The 14,047-nt window shown below is 65.4% G+C and carries 17 protein-coding genes; 2 read left to right on the forward strand and 15 right to left on the reverse strand.

The genetic code is table 11. The features are described from left to right. Positions 1 to 52: 52 nt before the first annotated feature. The 15 genes from hisA to VNM24_08225 form a co-directional block, all read right to left on the reverse strand. The gene (gene hisA / locus VNM24_08155; GenBank protein HWQ38566.1) at positions 53 to 799 is read right to left on the reverse strand and encodes a 1-(5-phosphoribosyl)-5-[(5-phosphoribosylamino)methylideneamino]imidazole-4-carboxamide isomerase; all 747 of its coding nucleotides are present in this window, start codon (positions 797 to 799) and stop codon (positions 53 to 55) included. Positions 800 to 878: 79 nt separating this feature from the next. Next, positions 879 to 1,559: an imidazole glycerol phosphate synthase subunit HisH gene (gene hisH, locus VNM24_08160; GenBank protein ID HWQ38567.1), complete on the reverse strand. Its 681-nt coding sequence runs from the start codon at positions 1,557 to 1,559 to the stop codon at positions 879 to 881. 21 nt (positions 1,560 to 1,580) lie between these two features. Further along, on the reverse strand, positions 1,581 to 2,168 hold the full coding sequence (gene hisB / locus VNM24_08165) for an imidazoleglycerol-phosphate dehydratase HisB (protein HWQ38568.1): 588 nt from the start codon (positions 2,166 to 2,168) through the stop codon (positions 1,581 to 1,583). Between the two features lie 38 nt (positions 2,169 to 2,206). Then, positions 2,207 to 3,274 carry a histidinol-phosphate transaminase gene (hisC, locus tag VNM24_08170; protein ID HWQ38569.1) on the reverse strand — a complete coding sequence of 356 codons (1,068 nt, stop codon included), beginning with the start codon at positions 3,272 to 3,274 and terminating at the stop codon, positions 2,207 to 2,209. Beyond that, on the reverse strand, positions 3,271 to 4,569 hold the full coding sequence (gene hisD, locus VNM24_08175; GenBank protein HWQ38570.1) for a histidinol dehydrogenase: 1,299 nt from the start codon (positions 4,567 to 4,569) through the stop codon (positions 3,271 to 3,273). Before hisD ends, hisC begins: the two co-directional genes overlap by 4 nt. Before the next feature lie 3 nt (positions 4,570 to 4,572). Next, a complete protein-coding gene (hisG, locus tag VNM24_08180) occupies positions 4,573 to 5,235 on the reverse strand; it encodes an ATP phosphoribosyltransferase (GenBank protein HWQ38571.1) in 663 nt (220 codons plus the stop codon). Positions 5,236 to 5,245: 10 nt separating this feature from the next. Further along, positions 5,246 to 6,499 (reverse strand): UDP-N-acetylglucosamine 1-carboxyvinyltransferase, encoded by a 1,254-nt coding sequence (gene murA / locus VNM24_08185; protein HWQ38572.1) that lies wholly within the window; start codon positions 6,497 to 6,499, stop codon positions 5,246 to 5,248. 43 nt (positions 6,500 to 6,542) lie between these two features. After that, positions 6,543 to 6,779 (reverse strand): BolA family protein, encoded by a 237-nt coding sequence (locus VNM24_08190; protein HWQ38573.1) that lies wholly within the window; start codon positions 6,777 to 6,779, stop codon positions 6,543 to 6,545. 14 nt (positions 6,780 to 6,793) lie between these two features. Next, positions 6,794 to 7,549 carry an ABC transporter permease gene (locus VNM24_08195; protein HWQ38574.1) on the reverse strand — a complete coding sequence of 252 codons (756 nt, stop codon included), beginning with the start codon at positions 7,547 to 7,549 and terminating at the stop codon, positions 6,794 to 6,796. A gap of 5 nt (positions 7,550 to 7,554) precedes the next feature. Continuing rightward, positions 7,555 to 8,457 (reverse strand): ABC transporter ATP-binding protein, encoded by a 903-nt coding sequence (locus VNM24_08200; GenBank protein ID HWQ38575.1) that lies wholly within the window; start codon positions 8,455 to 8,457, stop codon positions 7,555 to 7,557. A 55-nt stretch (positions 8,458 to 8,512) separates the two neighbouring features. Then, a complete protein-coding gene (locus tag VNM24_08205; GenBank protein HWQ38576.1) occupies positions 8,513 to 8,800 on the reverse strand; it encodes an STAS domain-containing protein in 288 nt (95 codons plus the stop codon). Beyond that, complete coding sequence (locus VNM24_08210; GenBank protein HWQ38577.1) at positions 8,797 to 9,435, reverse strand: ABC transporter substrate-binding protein; 639 nt, start codon at positions 9,433 to 9,435, stop codon at positions 8,797 to 8,799. Before VNM24_08210 ends, VNM24_08205 begins: the two co-directional genes overlap by 4 nt. Before the next feature lie 30 nt (positions 9,436 to 9,465). Beyond that, complete coding sequence (gene mlaD, locus VNM24_08215) at positions 9,466 to 9,945, reverse strand: outer membrane lipid asymmetry maintenance protein MlaD (protein HWQ38578.1); 480 nt, start codon at positions 9,943 to 9,945, stop codon at positions 9,466 to 9,468. Positions 9,946 to 9,948: 3 nt separating this feature from the next. Beyond that, on the reverse strand, positions 9,949 to 10,743 hold the full coding sequence (gene mlaE, locus VNM24_08220; protein HWQ38579.1) for a lipid asymmetry maintenance ABC transporter permease subunit MlaE: 795 nt from the start codon (positions 10,741 to 10,743) through the stop codon (positions 9,949 to 9,951). Further along, a complete protein-coding gene (locus VNM24_08225; protein ID HWQ38580.1) occupies positions 10,744 to 11,577 on the reverse strand; it encodes an ABC transporter ATP-binding protein in 834 nt (277 codons plus the stop codon). Positions 11,578 to 11,777: 200 nt separating this feature from the next. Here VNM24_08225 and VNM24_08230 point away from each other — a divergent pair, with 200 nt between their 5' ends. Together VNM24_08230 and VNM24_08235 are read left to right on the forward strand one after the other, a co-directional pair. Further along, entirely contained in the window at positions 11,778 to 12,524 is a 747-nt protein-coding gene (locus tag VNM24_08230) for an ABC transporter ATP-binding protein (protein ID HWQ38581.1), read from the forward strand. A gap of 56 nt (positions 12,525 to 12,580) precedes the next feature. Beyond that, the gene (locus VNM24_08235) at positions 12,581 to 14,047 is read left to right on the forward strand and encodes a sigma-54 dependent transcriptional regulator (protein HWQ38582.1); all 1,467 of its coding nucleotides are present in this window, start codon (positions 12,581 to 12,583) and stop codon (positions 14,045 to 14,047) included.

Genomic DNA, 14,047 nt, shown 5'->3' on the forward strand with positions numbered 1-14,047 from the left:
GAAGCGCACGGCAAGGGCGAGGACGATTGGCGCAGGACGGACCGGGGAACGGTCAGGACTTTTCGGCCATCTTGTCGGCCAGCTTCTGGGCTTCCGCGAAGCTCAGCGTGCCCTCGTAGAGCGCCCGGCCGGCAATGGCCGCGGTGACCCCTTCGGCTTCGATCTCACAGAGCATGCGGATGTCGTTCAAGGACCTGATCCCCCCGCTCGCGATGACCGGCACGTTGAGGGCCCGCGCAAGCTCCAACGTCGCGGCGATGTTGATTCCGGTCATCATGCCATCGCGACCGATGTCGGTGTAGATCACCGCCTCGACTCCGTAGTCCTGGAACTTCTTGGCCAGATCCACGACGTCGTGACCGGTCATCTTGGACCAGCCGTCGACGGCCACCTTGCCGTCCCTGGCGTCGAGCGCGACGATGATGTGCCCCGGGAATGCGTAACAGGCGTCGTGCAGGAAGCCGGGCGTCTTCACGGCCGCCGTTCCGATGATGATGTAGGAAATACCGTCGTCGAGGTAGCGCTCCACCGTATCCAGGTCGCGGATACCGCCGCCGAGCTGGATCGGTATCTCGTCTCCCACCGCCTTCACCACCGCCTTCACCGCTTCTTCGTTTCTGGGCTTGCCCGCGAATGCGCCGTTCAGATCCACGAGGTGCAGCCGGCGCGCGCCCTGCACGATCCAGTGCCGGGCCATCGCTCCGGGATCTTCAGAGAACACCGTGGCATCGGCCATCGATCCCTGCTTGAGCCTCACGCAGTGGCCGTCCTTCAAGTCAATGGCTGGAATGATGAGCATGGAGAAGACTTCGTGAACTGGGTTTGGCGAAGCGTTCTGAGCGGACAACCCTGCGACTGTCTGGAGACCTTCCGGCTGATCAAGCGCTGGCGGTTCCCATTTCAAGGGAAGGCACTGCCGCCGAGCCGTCCCATCGAACAAAGTTCGACAACAGCTGCAAACCGGCCTGATGGCTCTTTTCCGGGTGGAACTGCACAGCGAAGATATTGCCGCTGGCCACCGCAGAGGCAAAGCTGAACGGGTAGTTGCTGGTCGCAGCCACGATCTGCGCTTCCTGCGGCTCGACATAGTAGCTGTGCACGAAATAGAACCGGGTGCCGTCGGCGATCTGTGCCCACATCGGGTGGCGCATGCGCTGATACACCTGGTTCCAGCCCATGTGCGGGACCTTGAGCTTGGATCCGTCGGCGGCGAACATCCTCTGCGCCGGAAAGCGCACCACCCTCCCGCGCAGAATGCCCAGACCGCGCACGCCGCCCTCCTCGCTCCAGTCGAACAGCATCTGCAAACCGATGCACAGGCCAAGAAAGGGCTTGCACCGGGCGGCTTCGAGCAGCGCTTCGCGCAGGCCCCGCGCGTCCATCTCGCGCATGCAGTCGGGCATTGCTCCCTGGCCGGGGAACACGACGCGCGCCGCCTCGCCAATCGCCCCCGGGTCACTGGTCACGACCACCCTGGCTTCGGGCGCGACATGCTCCAGGGCCTTCGCCACGGAGCGAAGGTTTCCCATGCCGTAATCGACGACCGCGATATCGATCATGCGGACGGGTCTGAAGACTTGTTACAGCGCCCCTTTGGTGGAAGGCACCAGCGCAGGGGCGCGCGGATCCGGTTCGCACGCCATCCTCAGCGCCCGGGCAAAAGCCTTGAACACCGTTTCGGCCTGATGGTGCGCGTTCTTGCCCTTCAGATTGTCGACATGCAGGGTGACCAGCGCGTGATTCACGAAGCCCTGGAAGAACTCGTGAATCAGATCCACGTCGAACTCGCCGACCAGTCCGCGAACGAACGGCACGTCGAACGCCAGGCCAGGCCGTCCGGATAGGTCGATCACGACACGCGACAGCGCCTCGTCCAGCGGCACGTAAGCGTGACCGAAGCGGCGGATCCCCTTCTTGTCGCCCAGCGCCTTGGCGAGCGCCTGGCCCAAAGCGATTCCGACGTCTTCTACCGTGTGATGCGCATCGATGTGCAGGTCGCCCTTCGCTTCGATCTCCAGATCGATCATGCCGTGGCGCGCGACCTGGTCCAGCATGTGATCCAAGAATCCGATGCCGGTAGCGAGCCGGGAGCGACCGCTTCCGTCGAGGTTGAGATGCACGCGGATGCGGGTTTCCAGCGTATCGCGCCGCACCTCCGCCTGGCGCATGGGCGGTGCCTGAATGCTGTTCTCGCGCTGCACGGTTTTCAGATGCTCTGGTTCAGAGCGGAAAGGAACAAATCGTTTTCGCGGGGCGTGCCGATGGTGACCCGCAGGCAATTGTCGAGCAGCGGGTGCGATCCGTGCAAATTCTTGATGAGAATCTTCTTCTGCTTCAGTCTCGCGAAGACGCCCGGTGCGTCGTCGACCCGGAACAGGACAAAGTTGGCGCGGCTCGGGAAGGCCTTCACCCGGTCCAGCGCGCTCAACGCCTCGAACACTCGCGTGCGCTCGCGCCGGATCTCGCCGGCCTGCTCCTCGAGCAGGTCGCGCCGCGCGAGCACCGCTTCCCCGATCACCTGCGTCAGCACATTCACGTTGTAGGGCAGACGCAGCTTGTCGAACTGACGCAACCACTCTTCGCGGCCCGCCAGCAACCCCAGACGCAACCCCGCCAGGCCGAGCTTGGACACCGTCCTCATGACCAGTAGGTTGTCACGGACCACTGTCTGCGCCATGAAGCTTTCGCCGGCGAAGGCGTGGTAAGCCTCGTCGATGACAACCAGACCCGGAGCGGTTTCTATGATACGCGTTAGCGCATGCCGGTCAAACAGATTGCCCGTGGGATTGTTGGGGTAGGCCAGAAACACCACAGCCGGCCGGTGACGCTCCATGGCCTCCAGCACGGCCCTGCTGTCCAGGCTGAAGTCGGGCTTCAACGGCACGGCGACGAAGCGCGCGCCGACCAGCGTCGCGATCATGCGGAACATGACGAAGGACGGTTCCACGCCAAGAATCACGGCACCGGGTCTTGCCACCCCCAGCGCGAGCATCTGGATGATCTCGTCGGAGCCGTTTCCCAGCAGCAGTTGCGCTTGCGCGGGCACCTCCATGGCTTCGCGCAACCGGGCCTTCAGCGCCGTGGCCCGGGCATCCGGATAGCGGTTGATTGCCGCGGCGGCGGCGAGCTTGCCGATGCGCTCGCGCAGCTCCGGTGGCAGCGGGTACGGATTCTCCATCGCGTCCAGTTTCACGAATCCGCCCGCATCCGGAACGTGATAGGCCTGCAGCGCGAGCACTTCCTCGCGCAGCAGCTCTTCGGGTCGGCGACTCATCGGTGAAAGCGCAGCCGGGCCGACCTGGCGTGCGCCGGCAATCCTTCGCCTTGCGCCAGTTCAGCCGCCACGGCACCGAGCGAGCGGGCGCCTTGCGCGGTGACTTCGATCAGGCTGGTGCGCTTCTGGAAGTCATAGACGCCCAGTGGAGAGGAAAACCGGGCGGTGCGGGCGGTCGGCAGAACGTGGTTCGGCCCCGCACAGTAGTCGCCCAGGGCCTCCGAAGCGTATCGGCCGAGAAACACCGCGCCCGCGTGCCGCACGCGGGGCAGCCAGCGCCGCGGCTCTTCGACCGAGAGCTCGAGGTGTTCCGGTGCGATGCGGTTGGCGATCTCGCACGCTTCCTCCAGGCTCTGTGTCTGGATCAGCGCGCCTCGTCCGGCCAGAGACGCCCGAATTACCTCCTGCCGCGGCATCTCCAGGATCAGCCGTTCGATGCTGGCCGCCACCCGATCGATGAACCCGCCATCCGGACACAGCAGGATCGCCTGGGCGTTCTCGTCGTGCTCCGCTTGGGAGAACAGGTCCATGGCGATCCAGTCGGGCTCGGTTCTCGCGTCGCAGATGACCAGGATTTCCGAAGGCCCGGCCACCATGTCGATGCCCACGACGCCGAATACGCGCCGCTTGGCCGCCGCAACGTAGGCGTTCCCGGGCCCGACGATCTTGTCGACGGCCGGAATGGTCGCGGTGCCGTAGGCCAGCGCCGCCACCGCCTGCGCGCCGCCGATCGTGAAGACGCGATCCACGCCGGCCAGATGCGCGGCCGCGAGCACCAGCTCGCTGCGCTCGCCCCGCGGCGTGGGAACCACCATGATGATCTCCTTTACGCCGGCGACCCGGGCTGGGATCGCGTTCATGAGCACGGTAGAGGGATAGGCCGCCTTGCCGCCCGGCACGTAGATGCCGACCCGATCGAGCGGCGTGACCTGCTGGCCCAGCATGGTTCCATCGGCTTCCGTGTAGCTCCAGGACGCCACAGGCTGTCGCTCGTGATAGGCGCGTATCCTCGCGGCGGCTGTCTCGAGTGCGACACGCTGTCCGCCGGGCAAGGCGTCCAGAGCCGCCGCCGGGGAAGAGCGGGGCACTTCGAGCGCCGCCACCGACTCGGCCTCGAGCGCATCGAAGCGCCTCGTGTATTCCAGTAGAGCCGCATCGCCGCGGGCGCGCACCTCGGCAAGGATCGCTGCGACGGCCGAGTCCACGCGTTCGTCCATCGTGGCCTCGAAGGCCAGGAGTTCGCTCAGCCGGGCGTCGAAGTCCGGCTGCGCCGTGGATAGCCTGCGCATCAGCATCGATCAGGCCGTCTGCTTTACTGCCCGCGCAAACGCGTCGAGCAGCGGTTGAAGGCGCGGCCGTTTGAGCTTGAGCGCCGCCTGGTTGACGATCAGCCGTGCGCTGATCGGCATGATCTCCTCCACCGGGCGCAGGTTGTTGGCCTTGAGCGTATTGCCGCTGGAAACCAGGTCCACGATCGCGTCCGCCAGTCCGGCCAGCGGAGCCAGCTCCATGGACCCGTAGAGCTTGATGAGATCGACGTGCACCCCCTTGGACGCGAAGTGGTCGCGCGCGGTCTTGAGGTACTTGGTCGCCACCCGCAGCCGCGCGCCCTGGCGCACCGCCGACTCGTAGTCAAAGCCGGCAGGTACCGCGACCATCATCCGGCATCGGGCGATGGCCAGATCGAGGGGCTGATACAGCCCCTCGCCGCCGTGTTCGAGCAGCACGTCCTTGCCGGCGACACCGAGGTCCGCGGCGCCGAACTGCACGTAAGTCGGGACATCGGAAGCGCGCACGATGATGATCTTCACGTCCGCCCGATCGGTGTCGAGGACCAGCTTGCGAGAAGTTTCCGGGTCCTCCAGCGGCCGGATTCCCGCCGCACGAAGGATCGGAACGGTCTCCACGAAGATACGTCCCTTGGACAAGGCGAGCGTGATGGTGTCGGCGTCTTTGACCACGGCTTTCCGGTCAGTGCGCGCGCTTGATGCGCGCACCGAGTTGACCAAGCTTCTCCTCGATGCATTCGTAACCGCGGTCCAGATGGTACACGCGGTCGACCACGGTCTCTCCCTCGGCCATCAGCCCGGCCAGCACCAGGCTCGCCGAAGCGCGCAGGTCGGTCGCCATGACCCGGGCGCCCTCCAGACGCGGTACACCGCGCACCACCGCCGTGTTTCCTTCCACCTCGATGTCGGCACCCAGCCGTCGCAGCTCCTGCACGTGCATGAAGCGATTCTCGAAGATCGTCTCCGTGACCACCGCGGTGCCCCGCGCCACACTGTTGAGCGCCATGAACTGCGCCTGCATATCGGTCGGGAAGGCCGGGTACGGCGCGGTGCGCACGCTGACCGCGCGCAGCTCCCGCGGCGCCTTGAGCGCGATCCAGTCCTCGCCGCATTCGACCGTGGCGCCGGCCTCGCGCAGCTTGGCGACCACCGCGTCCAGCGTATCGGCGCGCGCCTGTCTGAGCCGGATGCTGCCGCCTGTGGCGGCCGCCGCCACGAGGAAAGTGCCCGTTTCGATGCGATCGGGCATGACCGAGTAATCGGCGCCCTGCAGACGGTCCACCCCTTCGATGCGAACCACATCGCTGCCGGCGCCCTGCACTCTGGCGCCCATCGCATTCAGGCACAGCGCGAGGTCCACGACTTCGGGCTCGCGCGCCGCGTTCTCGATGATCGTCGTGCCTTGGGCCAGCGCGGCTGCCATCATCAGGTTCTCGGTGCCGGTCACGGTCACCAGGTCCATGACCAGTCGTGCGCCTTTCAAGCGAGCGGCACGCGCATGAATGTAACCGTGCTCGATGCTGATTTGCGCGCCAAGCGCCTGGAGCCCCTTGATGTGCTGATCGACCGGCCGCTGGCCGATGGCACAGCCTCCGGGCAGCGATACCCGCGCCTCGCCAAAGCGCGCCGTGAGCGGCCCGAGCACCAGGATCGAAGCGCGCATGGTCTTCACCAGCTCATAGGGTGCGACCGGGTCTGCAAGCCGCGCCGCGGTCAGGCTCACTCCCAGCTTTTCGTCGAGCGAGACGTCCACGCCCATCTGCCCCAGCAGGGTGAGCATGGTGGTCACGTCGCGCAGGTGCGGAACGTTCCTCACGCGCAGCGTCTCGGGAGTAAGCAGCGCGGCGCACAGGATGGGCAGGGCGGCGTTCTTGGCGCCGGACACCTTGATCTCCCCGGCCAGTGGCACGCCCCCCTGGATGACGAGCTTGTCCATGTACCTTGGCGGACGAAGGCCCGCGGCCGCGGGCCAGCCGCGCCTAGCGCGTCGCCCACTCCTCCGGAGTGAAGGTGCGCATAGAGAGCGCATGGATTTCCTCGCGCATGCGATCTCCCAGGGCGCGGTACACCACCTGGTGCTGCTGCACGCGAGTCTTGCCGCGGAACTCGGGACTCACGATCACGGCTTCGAAATGATGACCGTCGCCCGACACCTCGACGTATTCACAGGCGAGGCTGTCTTTTATGTAGGACTTGACCTGGTCGGGGGTCACCATGGCAAGAGACGAAATCAGTGACGCAGCTTGTAACCGCACCGGATGAGCGCCAAGGTCGCGAATGATAAGGCCAAGAGCGCGCCGCCCACAATCGCCAGCGAAAGCCATGGCGAGACATCGCCGACGCCGAAGAAGCCGTAGCGAAATCCGTCGATCATGTAGAAGAAGGGATTGAAATGCGACACTTTCTGCCAGAGGGGCGGCAACGAGTGGATCGAATAGAACACGCCGGCCAGGAACGTCAGCGGAATGATGATGAAATTCTGGAAAGCGGCGAGCTGGTCGAACTTGTCCGCCCAGATGCCGGCAATGATGCCCATCACCCCGAGGATGGCCGACCCCAGCAGCGCGAAGACGATCGCCCACAGCGGGTGTTGAAGCGGCGGCGCGACCAGCAGCGCGCTCACCGCCAGCACCCCGGTTCCGACGATAAGGCCCCGGACCACCGCGGCGAGGACGTACGCCAGGAAGAACTCGAAGTGGGAAAGCGGCGGCAACAGGATGAACACGATGTTGCCGGTGATCTTGGATTGAATCAGGCTGGAGGAGCTGTTGGCAAAGGCGTTCTGCAGCACGGACATCATGGCCAGGCCGGGAACGAGGAAGGCCGTGTAGCCCACCCCTGGATAGACCTGCACATGCTCCTCCAGGACGTGCGAGAAAATCAGCAGGTAGAGCAGCGCGGTGAGTACCGGCGCCGCGATCGTCTGGAAGCTCACCTTCCAGAAACGCAGAAGCTCCTTGTAGAAAAGGGTGAAGAATCCGGTCACGATCGCTAGGCCCTGCGCATGATCGAGACGAACACCTCTTCCAGATCGGGTTGTCGCAACTCCGTGATGGCGAACTCCCGGCCTGCCTTGCGCAACTCGGCGAGCACCTGCTCGAGCTGTCCGTAATCATTCAGCGACAATACGTACTCGCCGGGATTGACCGATTCCTCCAGCAGCGGGGCCAGCGCCTCCGGCAGCGCCCCGTCCGCCAGGCGCAATCTGAGCCGCAAGCCCGAGTAACCCTTGAGCAGGTTCTCGGTCGTGTCCAGCGCCACCAGGCGGCCCTGCTTGAGCATGCCCACGCGGCTGCACAGCGTCTCGGCCTCGTCCAGATAATGCGTGGTCAGCACGACCGTATGGCCGTCGCGATTGAGCTGGCGGATGAAATCCCACAACCCCTGGCGCAGCTCCACGTCGACGCCGGCGGTGGGCTCGTCGAGGACGATGACGGGGGGCTTGTGCACCAGCGCCTGCGCCACCAGTACCCTGCGTTTCATCCCGCCCGAGAGCGCGCGCATGTTGGCGTCCGCCTTCGCGCTCAAGCCCAGCCGCGCCATGATCTCATCGATCCAGGCATCGTTGCGTCGCAGTCCGAAGTAACCCGACTGGATGCGCAGCGTTTCGCGAACCGTGAAGAACGGATCGAACACGAGTTCCTGCGGGACCACCCCCAGGCAGCGCCGCGCGGCGCGATACTCGCGCACCACGTCATGTCCCATGACCTTGAGCCAGCCCCGGTTTCCGCGCGTCAGGCCGGCCAGGATGCTGATCAGGGTGGTCTTGCCCGCGCCATTGGGCCCGAGCAACGCGAAGAACTCCCCTTGGGCAATCTCCAGATCGATGCCGCACAAGGCCTGGACCGCACCGTATGCCTTGGCTACATCCCGGATCTCGATGGCTGGCTGCATGGGCCCGAGGTTCGCCTCGGAGGGCGGCTCCCGCCTGGATTAGGATAACGGGCGGTTATTCTGCCGTCAGAGGAATCAGTTCGGCGAGCCCGTACAGGTCGATCAGACTGCGGATAGCGGGTCCGAGGTTGGCGAAGGCAAGCGCAGTACCCACCAGGGCCGCGCGGCGCATCCACTCCAGCATCAGGCTGAGCGAGGAGGAGTCGACCGACTCGACGCCGGAGAAATCAAAGATCAGCCGGCCCTGGCCGAAAAGCTTCTCGCCCTCGGAGAGCAGAGCGACGACTGTGGCGTGGGTGACCGCTCCCGAAACATAGCAGCGCTCGCCTTGGCGCTCGATCATGGCTGAGTTTTCGCGCCGGTGCTCACCCGCCCGCTGTTCTTGGCGATCAGACTGCGGATCAGACCTTCGATGCCTCCGCGCTGAATCTCCTGGCTGAACACGTTGCGATAGTTGATGACCAGACTCGCGCCGTCGATGCGCACGTCGAAGACCTTCCACCCGGAGTCGGTGAGCGCCATGTCGTAGTCCACCGTGATCGGCTGCGCGCCGCCCGGCAGGCGAACCACGGTTCCCACCGTCGCCTCCTGGTCGCCGGGATTCATGCGCAACGGACGATATTCGACCGCGATACCTTGGTAGAAGGTGAACGCCGCCGAATAGGACCGCACCAGCAGGGTGCGGAACTCCCGCATCAGCGTCTCGCGCTGTTCCGGCGTGGCCTCACGCCAGCTTCGGCCCACGGCCAGGCGGGTCATCCTGGCGAAATCGAAGTGCGGCGCCACCTTCTCCTCCATCAGGCGCGCGATGCGTTCCAGGTTGCCGGCCTGCACCTGACGGTCCGATTGGAGGATGCGCAGAACCTCTTCGACGGTTTGCCTGACGAGCAGGTCCGGCGCAGTGATCTGAGCGCGTGCACCGCTCGCCAGCAGGCCGACGGCCACCGAGAGCAGACAGACGCGTAGGAAATTGAGCATTGACGGGCTCTCCTCGAGATTCTTCGAGTCTCACTGCTGCTTCTGCCCGGAACCGACTTCGGCCGCCTTGCCGTACAGAAACTGGCTGATGGCCTTCTCCAGGACGATGGCCGACTGGGTCAGGCGGACCCTGTCGCCGTCTTTCAGATACTCGGTGTCGCCGCCGCCGTCGATTCCGATGTACTGTTCGCCGAGCAGGCCCGCGGTCAGAATGGACACCGCGCTGTCGGTCGGAAACTGATAGCGCTTCGCGATACGCATCGTCACGCGGGCGCGGAAAGTCTGATTGTCGAAAGCGATACTCTCCACGCGCCCGATCACCACTCCGGCGCTCTTGACCGGCGCGCGCGGCTTCAGCCCGCCGATGTTGTCGAATTCGGCCACGATCCTGTAGCCGTCTGACACATCGGCCTGGCCGGCGTTCCCCACTTTCAAGGCCAGCACCAACAGGCCGATGAGGCCCGCGGTGACAAAGACGCCCACCCAGAGATCAACGGTCGTTCGATCCACGGTTCATACTCCTGTAAACATGAACGCGGTAAGCACGAAGTCGAGCGCGAGCACCGCCAGGGCGGAAGTCACCACGGTGCGCGTCACCGCGTGCGATACACCTTCCGCGGTGGGGGGCGCATCGTAGCCTTCGAACAGCGCGATTGCGGTCACCGCCGCGCCGAACACCACGCTCTTGATCACCCCGTTGAGAATATCCTCGCGCAGGTCCACGCTGGCCTGCATCTGCGACCAGAACGCGCCGGCGTCCACGCCGATGATCACCACCGTGATCAGATAGCCGCCGAACACCCCCATGGCGCTGAAGATCGCAGCGAGCAGCGGCATCGAGAGAAATCCGCCCCAGAACATCGGGCTGATCACGCGAGAAAACGGATCCACTGCCATCATCTCCATGGCGGAGAGCTGCTCGGTGGATTTCATGATTCCGATCTCCGCGGTCATCGCCGAGCCCGCGCGGCTGGCGAATAGCAGCGCCGACACCACAGGCCCCAGCTCCCTCACCAGCGCAAGCGCCACCAGCGTTCCGACCGCCTCGGCCGATCCGTAGCGCTTGAGCGTTTCGTAGCCCTGCAGGCCCAGCACCAGGCCGACGAAAAGGCCGGAGACGATGATGATGATCAGCGACAGCGCGCCGGCGAAATAGATCTCGTCGAGCAGCAGCCGTGGGCGCACGAAGGTCGGCGTCGAGCGCAGCAGGATCAGGCCCATGAAGCGGGTAGCGCAACCCAGCTGCCACACGCCGTTGATCGTCAATCGCCCGACCAGGCGCAGTCCTCGCGCGAGCGCACCGCCCACTCAGCCTCCCAATCCCAGGTCGGCGCGATACGGCGCAGCCGGATAATGAAACCGCACCGGCCCGTCGACCTCGCCGTTGACGAACTGATGGACGAAGGGCTCGGCGGAAGCCACGACATCGCGCGGCGTTCCCTCGGCAACGATCTCGCCGCGCGACAGGAAGTAGACGTAGTCGACGATCTTGAAGGACGCGGCCACGTCGTGCGTCACCACGATGGAAGTCGCGCCCAGCGCGTCGTTGAGCCGCCGGATCAGATTGGCGATGACGCCGGTGGAGATCGGGTCGAGGCCGGTGAACGGTTCGTCGTACATGATCAGCATCGGATCGAGCGCGATGGCGCGCGCGAGCGCCACGCGTCGGGCCATCCCGCCGGAGAGCTCCGAGGGCCGCAGTCGATGCGCACCGCGCAGTCCCACGGCGTGCAGCTTCATCAGCACCAGGTCGCGGATCATCGACTCTGGAAGGCTGGTGTGCTCGCGCAGCGGGAAGGCTACGTTGTCGAACACCGACAAGTCGGTGAACAGCGCACCGAACTGAAACAGCATGCCCATGCGTCGCCGCAGCTCGTAGAGTTCATCGTGTCCGAGGCGGTGAATGATGTGGCCGTCGACCCGGATCTCGCCCCGCCTGGGTTTGAGCTGGCCTCCGATCAGCCGCAGCAGCGTGGTCTTGCCGGTGCCGCTGCCGCCCATGATGGCGACCACTTTTCCGCGCGGCAGGCGCAAGTCGACCGCTTTCAGCAGCGGCTTTGCGTCGTAGGAGAAATCGACCCGCGAGAACTCGACGATGGGCTGAGAGTGCACTGGAAGGGAGCCGGTTTGTTCGCCCGGCATTCTAGCGGAGAGTGACGGTCCCGGGGCTTCCATCGAAAGGCTTTTGCATGCAAGCTTCGCGTCCGAATGCAGCCAGGTCCCTCGCCACCGGTCGACACACGCCGCCGGCGGCCAAAGCAGCGCGTGCGCTGCGTCGAAGCGGCGGGCGGACGGCGCGCAAGACCCCGTGTTGCACTGCTCGGCCATCAGGCGATAGGCGAATGAATTCGATACAGGCCTCGGCCAGACGACAGCAAGCGCCGGCCATCGAGGTGCGTGGCTTGAGCAAGCGCTATGGAACGGCGTTTGCCCTGCGCGACCTGGACGTTCGCGTGCCGCGCGGCGTTCTGTTCGGCCTGGTCGGGGCGAACGGCGCCGGCAAGACGACGTTGATCAAGTGCCTGCTCGATTTCTGCGATTTCGATGCGGGGAGCATCGCGATCTTCGAGCAAGCCAGCCGACTGAGCGCGGCGCGCAGTCGTCTCGCGTTTCTTCCCGAGCGATTCGTCCCGCCGTACTACCTGACCGGAGAGGACTTCCTGCGCTTCATGATGCGCATGTACCGACGCCCGTACGAGGCGCTGGCCGCGCTGCGCATGACTGAGGCGCTCGACCTGCCGCGGGAGGCGCTGCGCAAGCCCGTGCGCGCGTTCTCCAAAGGCATGACCCAGAAGCTCGGGCTCGCCGCCTGCCTGCTTTCGGGCCGGGACCTGCTGGTGCTGGACGAGCCGACCAGCGGACTGGACCCGAAGGCCCGGTCGCTGTTGAAGGCGCAGTTAAGGCACCTGCGCGATGGCGGCACGACCCTGTTTCTGACCTCGCATGCGCTGGCGGACGTGGAGGAACTGTGCGACGAGATGGCGGTGTTGCACGAAGGGCGGCTGCGCTATGTCGGCACCCCGGCCGCGCTCAAGCAGCGCCATGCTGCCGCCGACCTGGAACAGGCGTATCTTTCTTGCATCGCCTGAGGTCACGCTCACAAGCGATTGACAGGGAATATTTTCTGGCAAACTAGATCGCCGTCATGTCCAATGCTCCCTCCAGCGCTTTCACGGGCCGCCCGCAGCGGACCAAGCCGGGCCTGCTGGTCGTCGACGACGATCCGCTGATCACCGATACGCTGGATTTCGTGCTCGGGCGCGACTACAGCGTGCACGTGGCGGAGTCTCGGGCCCAGGTCAAGAGCCTGTTGCAACAGCTCGACAATCCGCCCGAGCTGGCGCTGGTCGACCTCGGACTTCCGCCGAACCCGCACCGCCCCGACGAGGGCTTCCGCCTGATCCGCGAGTTGCTCGCCTATTCTCCCGGCATGAAGGTGCTGGTGCTTTCCGGGCAAAGCGACGAAGCCAATGCGCGCTACGCGCGCACGCTGGGAGCGATCGAGTTCATCGCCAAACCGTGCGAACCGGCCGTGCTCAGGGAGCTGCTGGCCAAGGCGCTGGAGTTCGCCGCGGTGGAGCGCAAGGGCTCCGGCGAGGACAGCGGAATCATCGGCAGCGGCCCGGCCATCGCCAAGCTGCACGAGCAGATCATCCAGTACGCCCCTTCGCCATTCCCGGTGCTGATCGAGGGCGAGTCGGGAAGCGGCAAGGAACTGGTGGCGGCTTCGCTTCATCGCAGAAGCCCTCGCGCCGCCAGACCGTTTCTCGCGCTCAACTGCGCGGCGATTTCGCCGACGCTGGTCGAGCCGACCTTGTTCGGCTACAGCAAGGGGGCCTTCACCGGCGCGACCAGCGCCCGCGCCGGCTACTTCGAGGACGCGCAGGAGGGCACCCTGTTCTTGGACGAGATCGGGGAACTGCCCCTCGAGCTGCAGGCAAAGCTGCTGCGCGTGCTGGAAAACGGCGAGTACCAGCGCGTCGGGGAAACGGTGAGCCGCGTGAGCCATGCGCGGGTCATCGCGGCCACCAACCGCGACCTGCGCCAGGAAGTCAAAGGCGGGCGCTTCCGCGCCGACCTCTATCACCGCCTGTCGGTGTTTACCATCGCGGTGCCTCCGCTGCGCGAGCTTGGCGAGGACAAGTTGCGGCTGTTCGAGCACTTCGCACAGTTCTACGCGCGGCAAAGCGGCGTCGCTCCGATCCGCCTGGACGAAGGCGCGCGGCGGGCGTGGATGGAGTATTCGTTTCCAGGCAACGTGCGGGAGTTGCGCAATATCGTCATTCGCCTGACAACCAAGCACGCCGGTCGGTCGATCGACGCCGACCAGCTCATCGGCGAACTGGACTGGGAGGACCCGGTAGCCGTTGCCCCCACGGTCGCGGCGCAGGATTTCAAGGTATCGCTGGAAAACGCGCGGCGCTTCCTGCAGGGCCGCAAGGGCTTCAACCTCGATCAGGCGCTGCGCGAACTGGAACGCAGTTACGTAGAGGCCGCGCTCGAGATCACTCAGGGCAACCTGAGCCAGGCCGCGCGGCTGCTTGGCATCCACAGAACCACGCTGTACAGCCGGATGCAGGCCTACGAGCAGGCGGCGCAGGAACGCCAATAG

Source organism: Burkholderiales bacterium (genome assembly GCA_035560005.1).
Classification (GTDB): Bacteria; Pseudomonadota; Gammaproteobacteria; order Burkholderiales; family Eutrophovitaceae; genus DASRFY01.

Excerpts from the sequence above, each read along its gene's own strand:
- hisA (HWQ38566.1), bottom strand. The coding sequence starts at position 799 with ATGCTCATCATTCCAGCCATTGACTTGAAGGACGGCCACTGCGTGAGG.
- hisH (HWQ38567.1), bottom strand. The coding sequence starts at position 1,559 with ATGATCGATATCGCGGTCGTCGATTACGGCATGGGAAACCTTCGCTCC.
- hisB (HWQ38568.1), bottom strand. The coding sequence starts at position 2,168 with ATGCGCCAGGCGGAGGTGCGGCGCGATACGCTGGAAACCCGCATCCGC.
- hisC (HWQ38569.1), bottom strand. The coding sequence starts at position 3,274 with ATGAGTCGCCGACCCGAAGAGCTGCTGCGCGAGGAAGTGCTCGCGCTG.
- hisD (HWQ38570.1), bottom strand. The coding sequence starts at position 4,569 with ATGCTGATGCGCAGGCTATCCACGGCGCAGCCGGACTTCGACGCCCGG.
- murA (HWQ38572.1), bottom strand. The coding sequence starts at position 6,499 with ATGGACAAGCTCGTCATCCAGGGGGGCGTGCCACTGGCCGGGGAGATC.
- VNM24_08190 (HWQ38573.1), bottom strand. The coding sequence starts at position 6,779 with ATGGTGACCCCCGACCAGGTCAAGTCCTACATAAAAGACAGCCTCGCC.
- VNM24_08200 (HWQ38575.1), bottom strand. The coding sequence starts at position 8,457 with ATGCAGCCAGCCATCGAGATCCGGGATGTAGCCAAGGCATACGGTGCG.
- VNM24_08205 (HWQ38576.1), bottom strand. The coding sequence starts at position 8,800 with ATGATCGAGCGCCAAGGCGAGCGCTGCTATGTTTCGGGAGCGGTCACC.
- VNM24_08210 (HWQ38577.1), bottom strand. The coding sequence starts at position 9,435 with ATGCTCAATTTCCTACGCGTCTGTCTGCTCTCGGTGGCCGTCGGCCTG.
- VNM24_08225 (HWQ38580.1), bottom strand. The coding sequence starts at position 11,577 with ATGCCGGGCGAACAAACCGGCTCCCTTCCAGTGCACTCTCAGCCCATC.
- VNM24_08230 (HWQ38581.1), top strand. The coding sequence starts at position 11,778 with ATGAATTCGATACAGGCCTCGGCCAGACGACAGCAAGCGCCGGCCATC.
- VNM24_08235 (HWQ38582.1), top strand. The coding sequence starts at position 12,581 with ATGTCCAATGCTCCCTCCAGCGCTTTCACGGGCCGCCCGCAGCGGACC.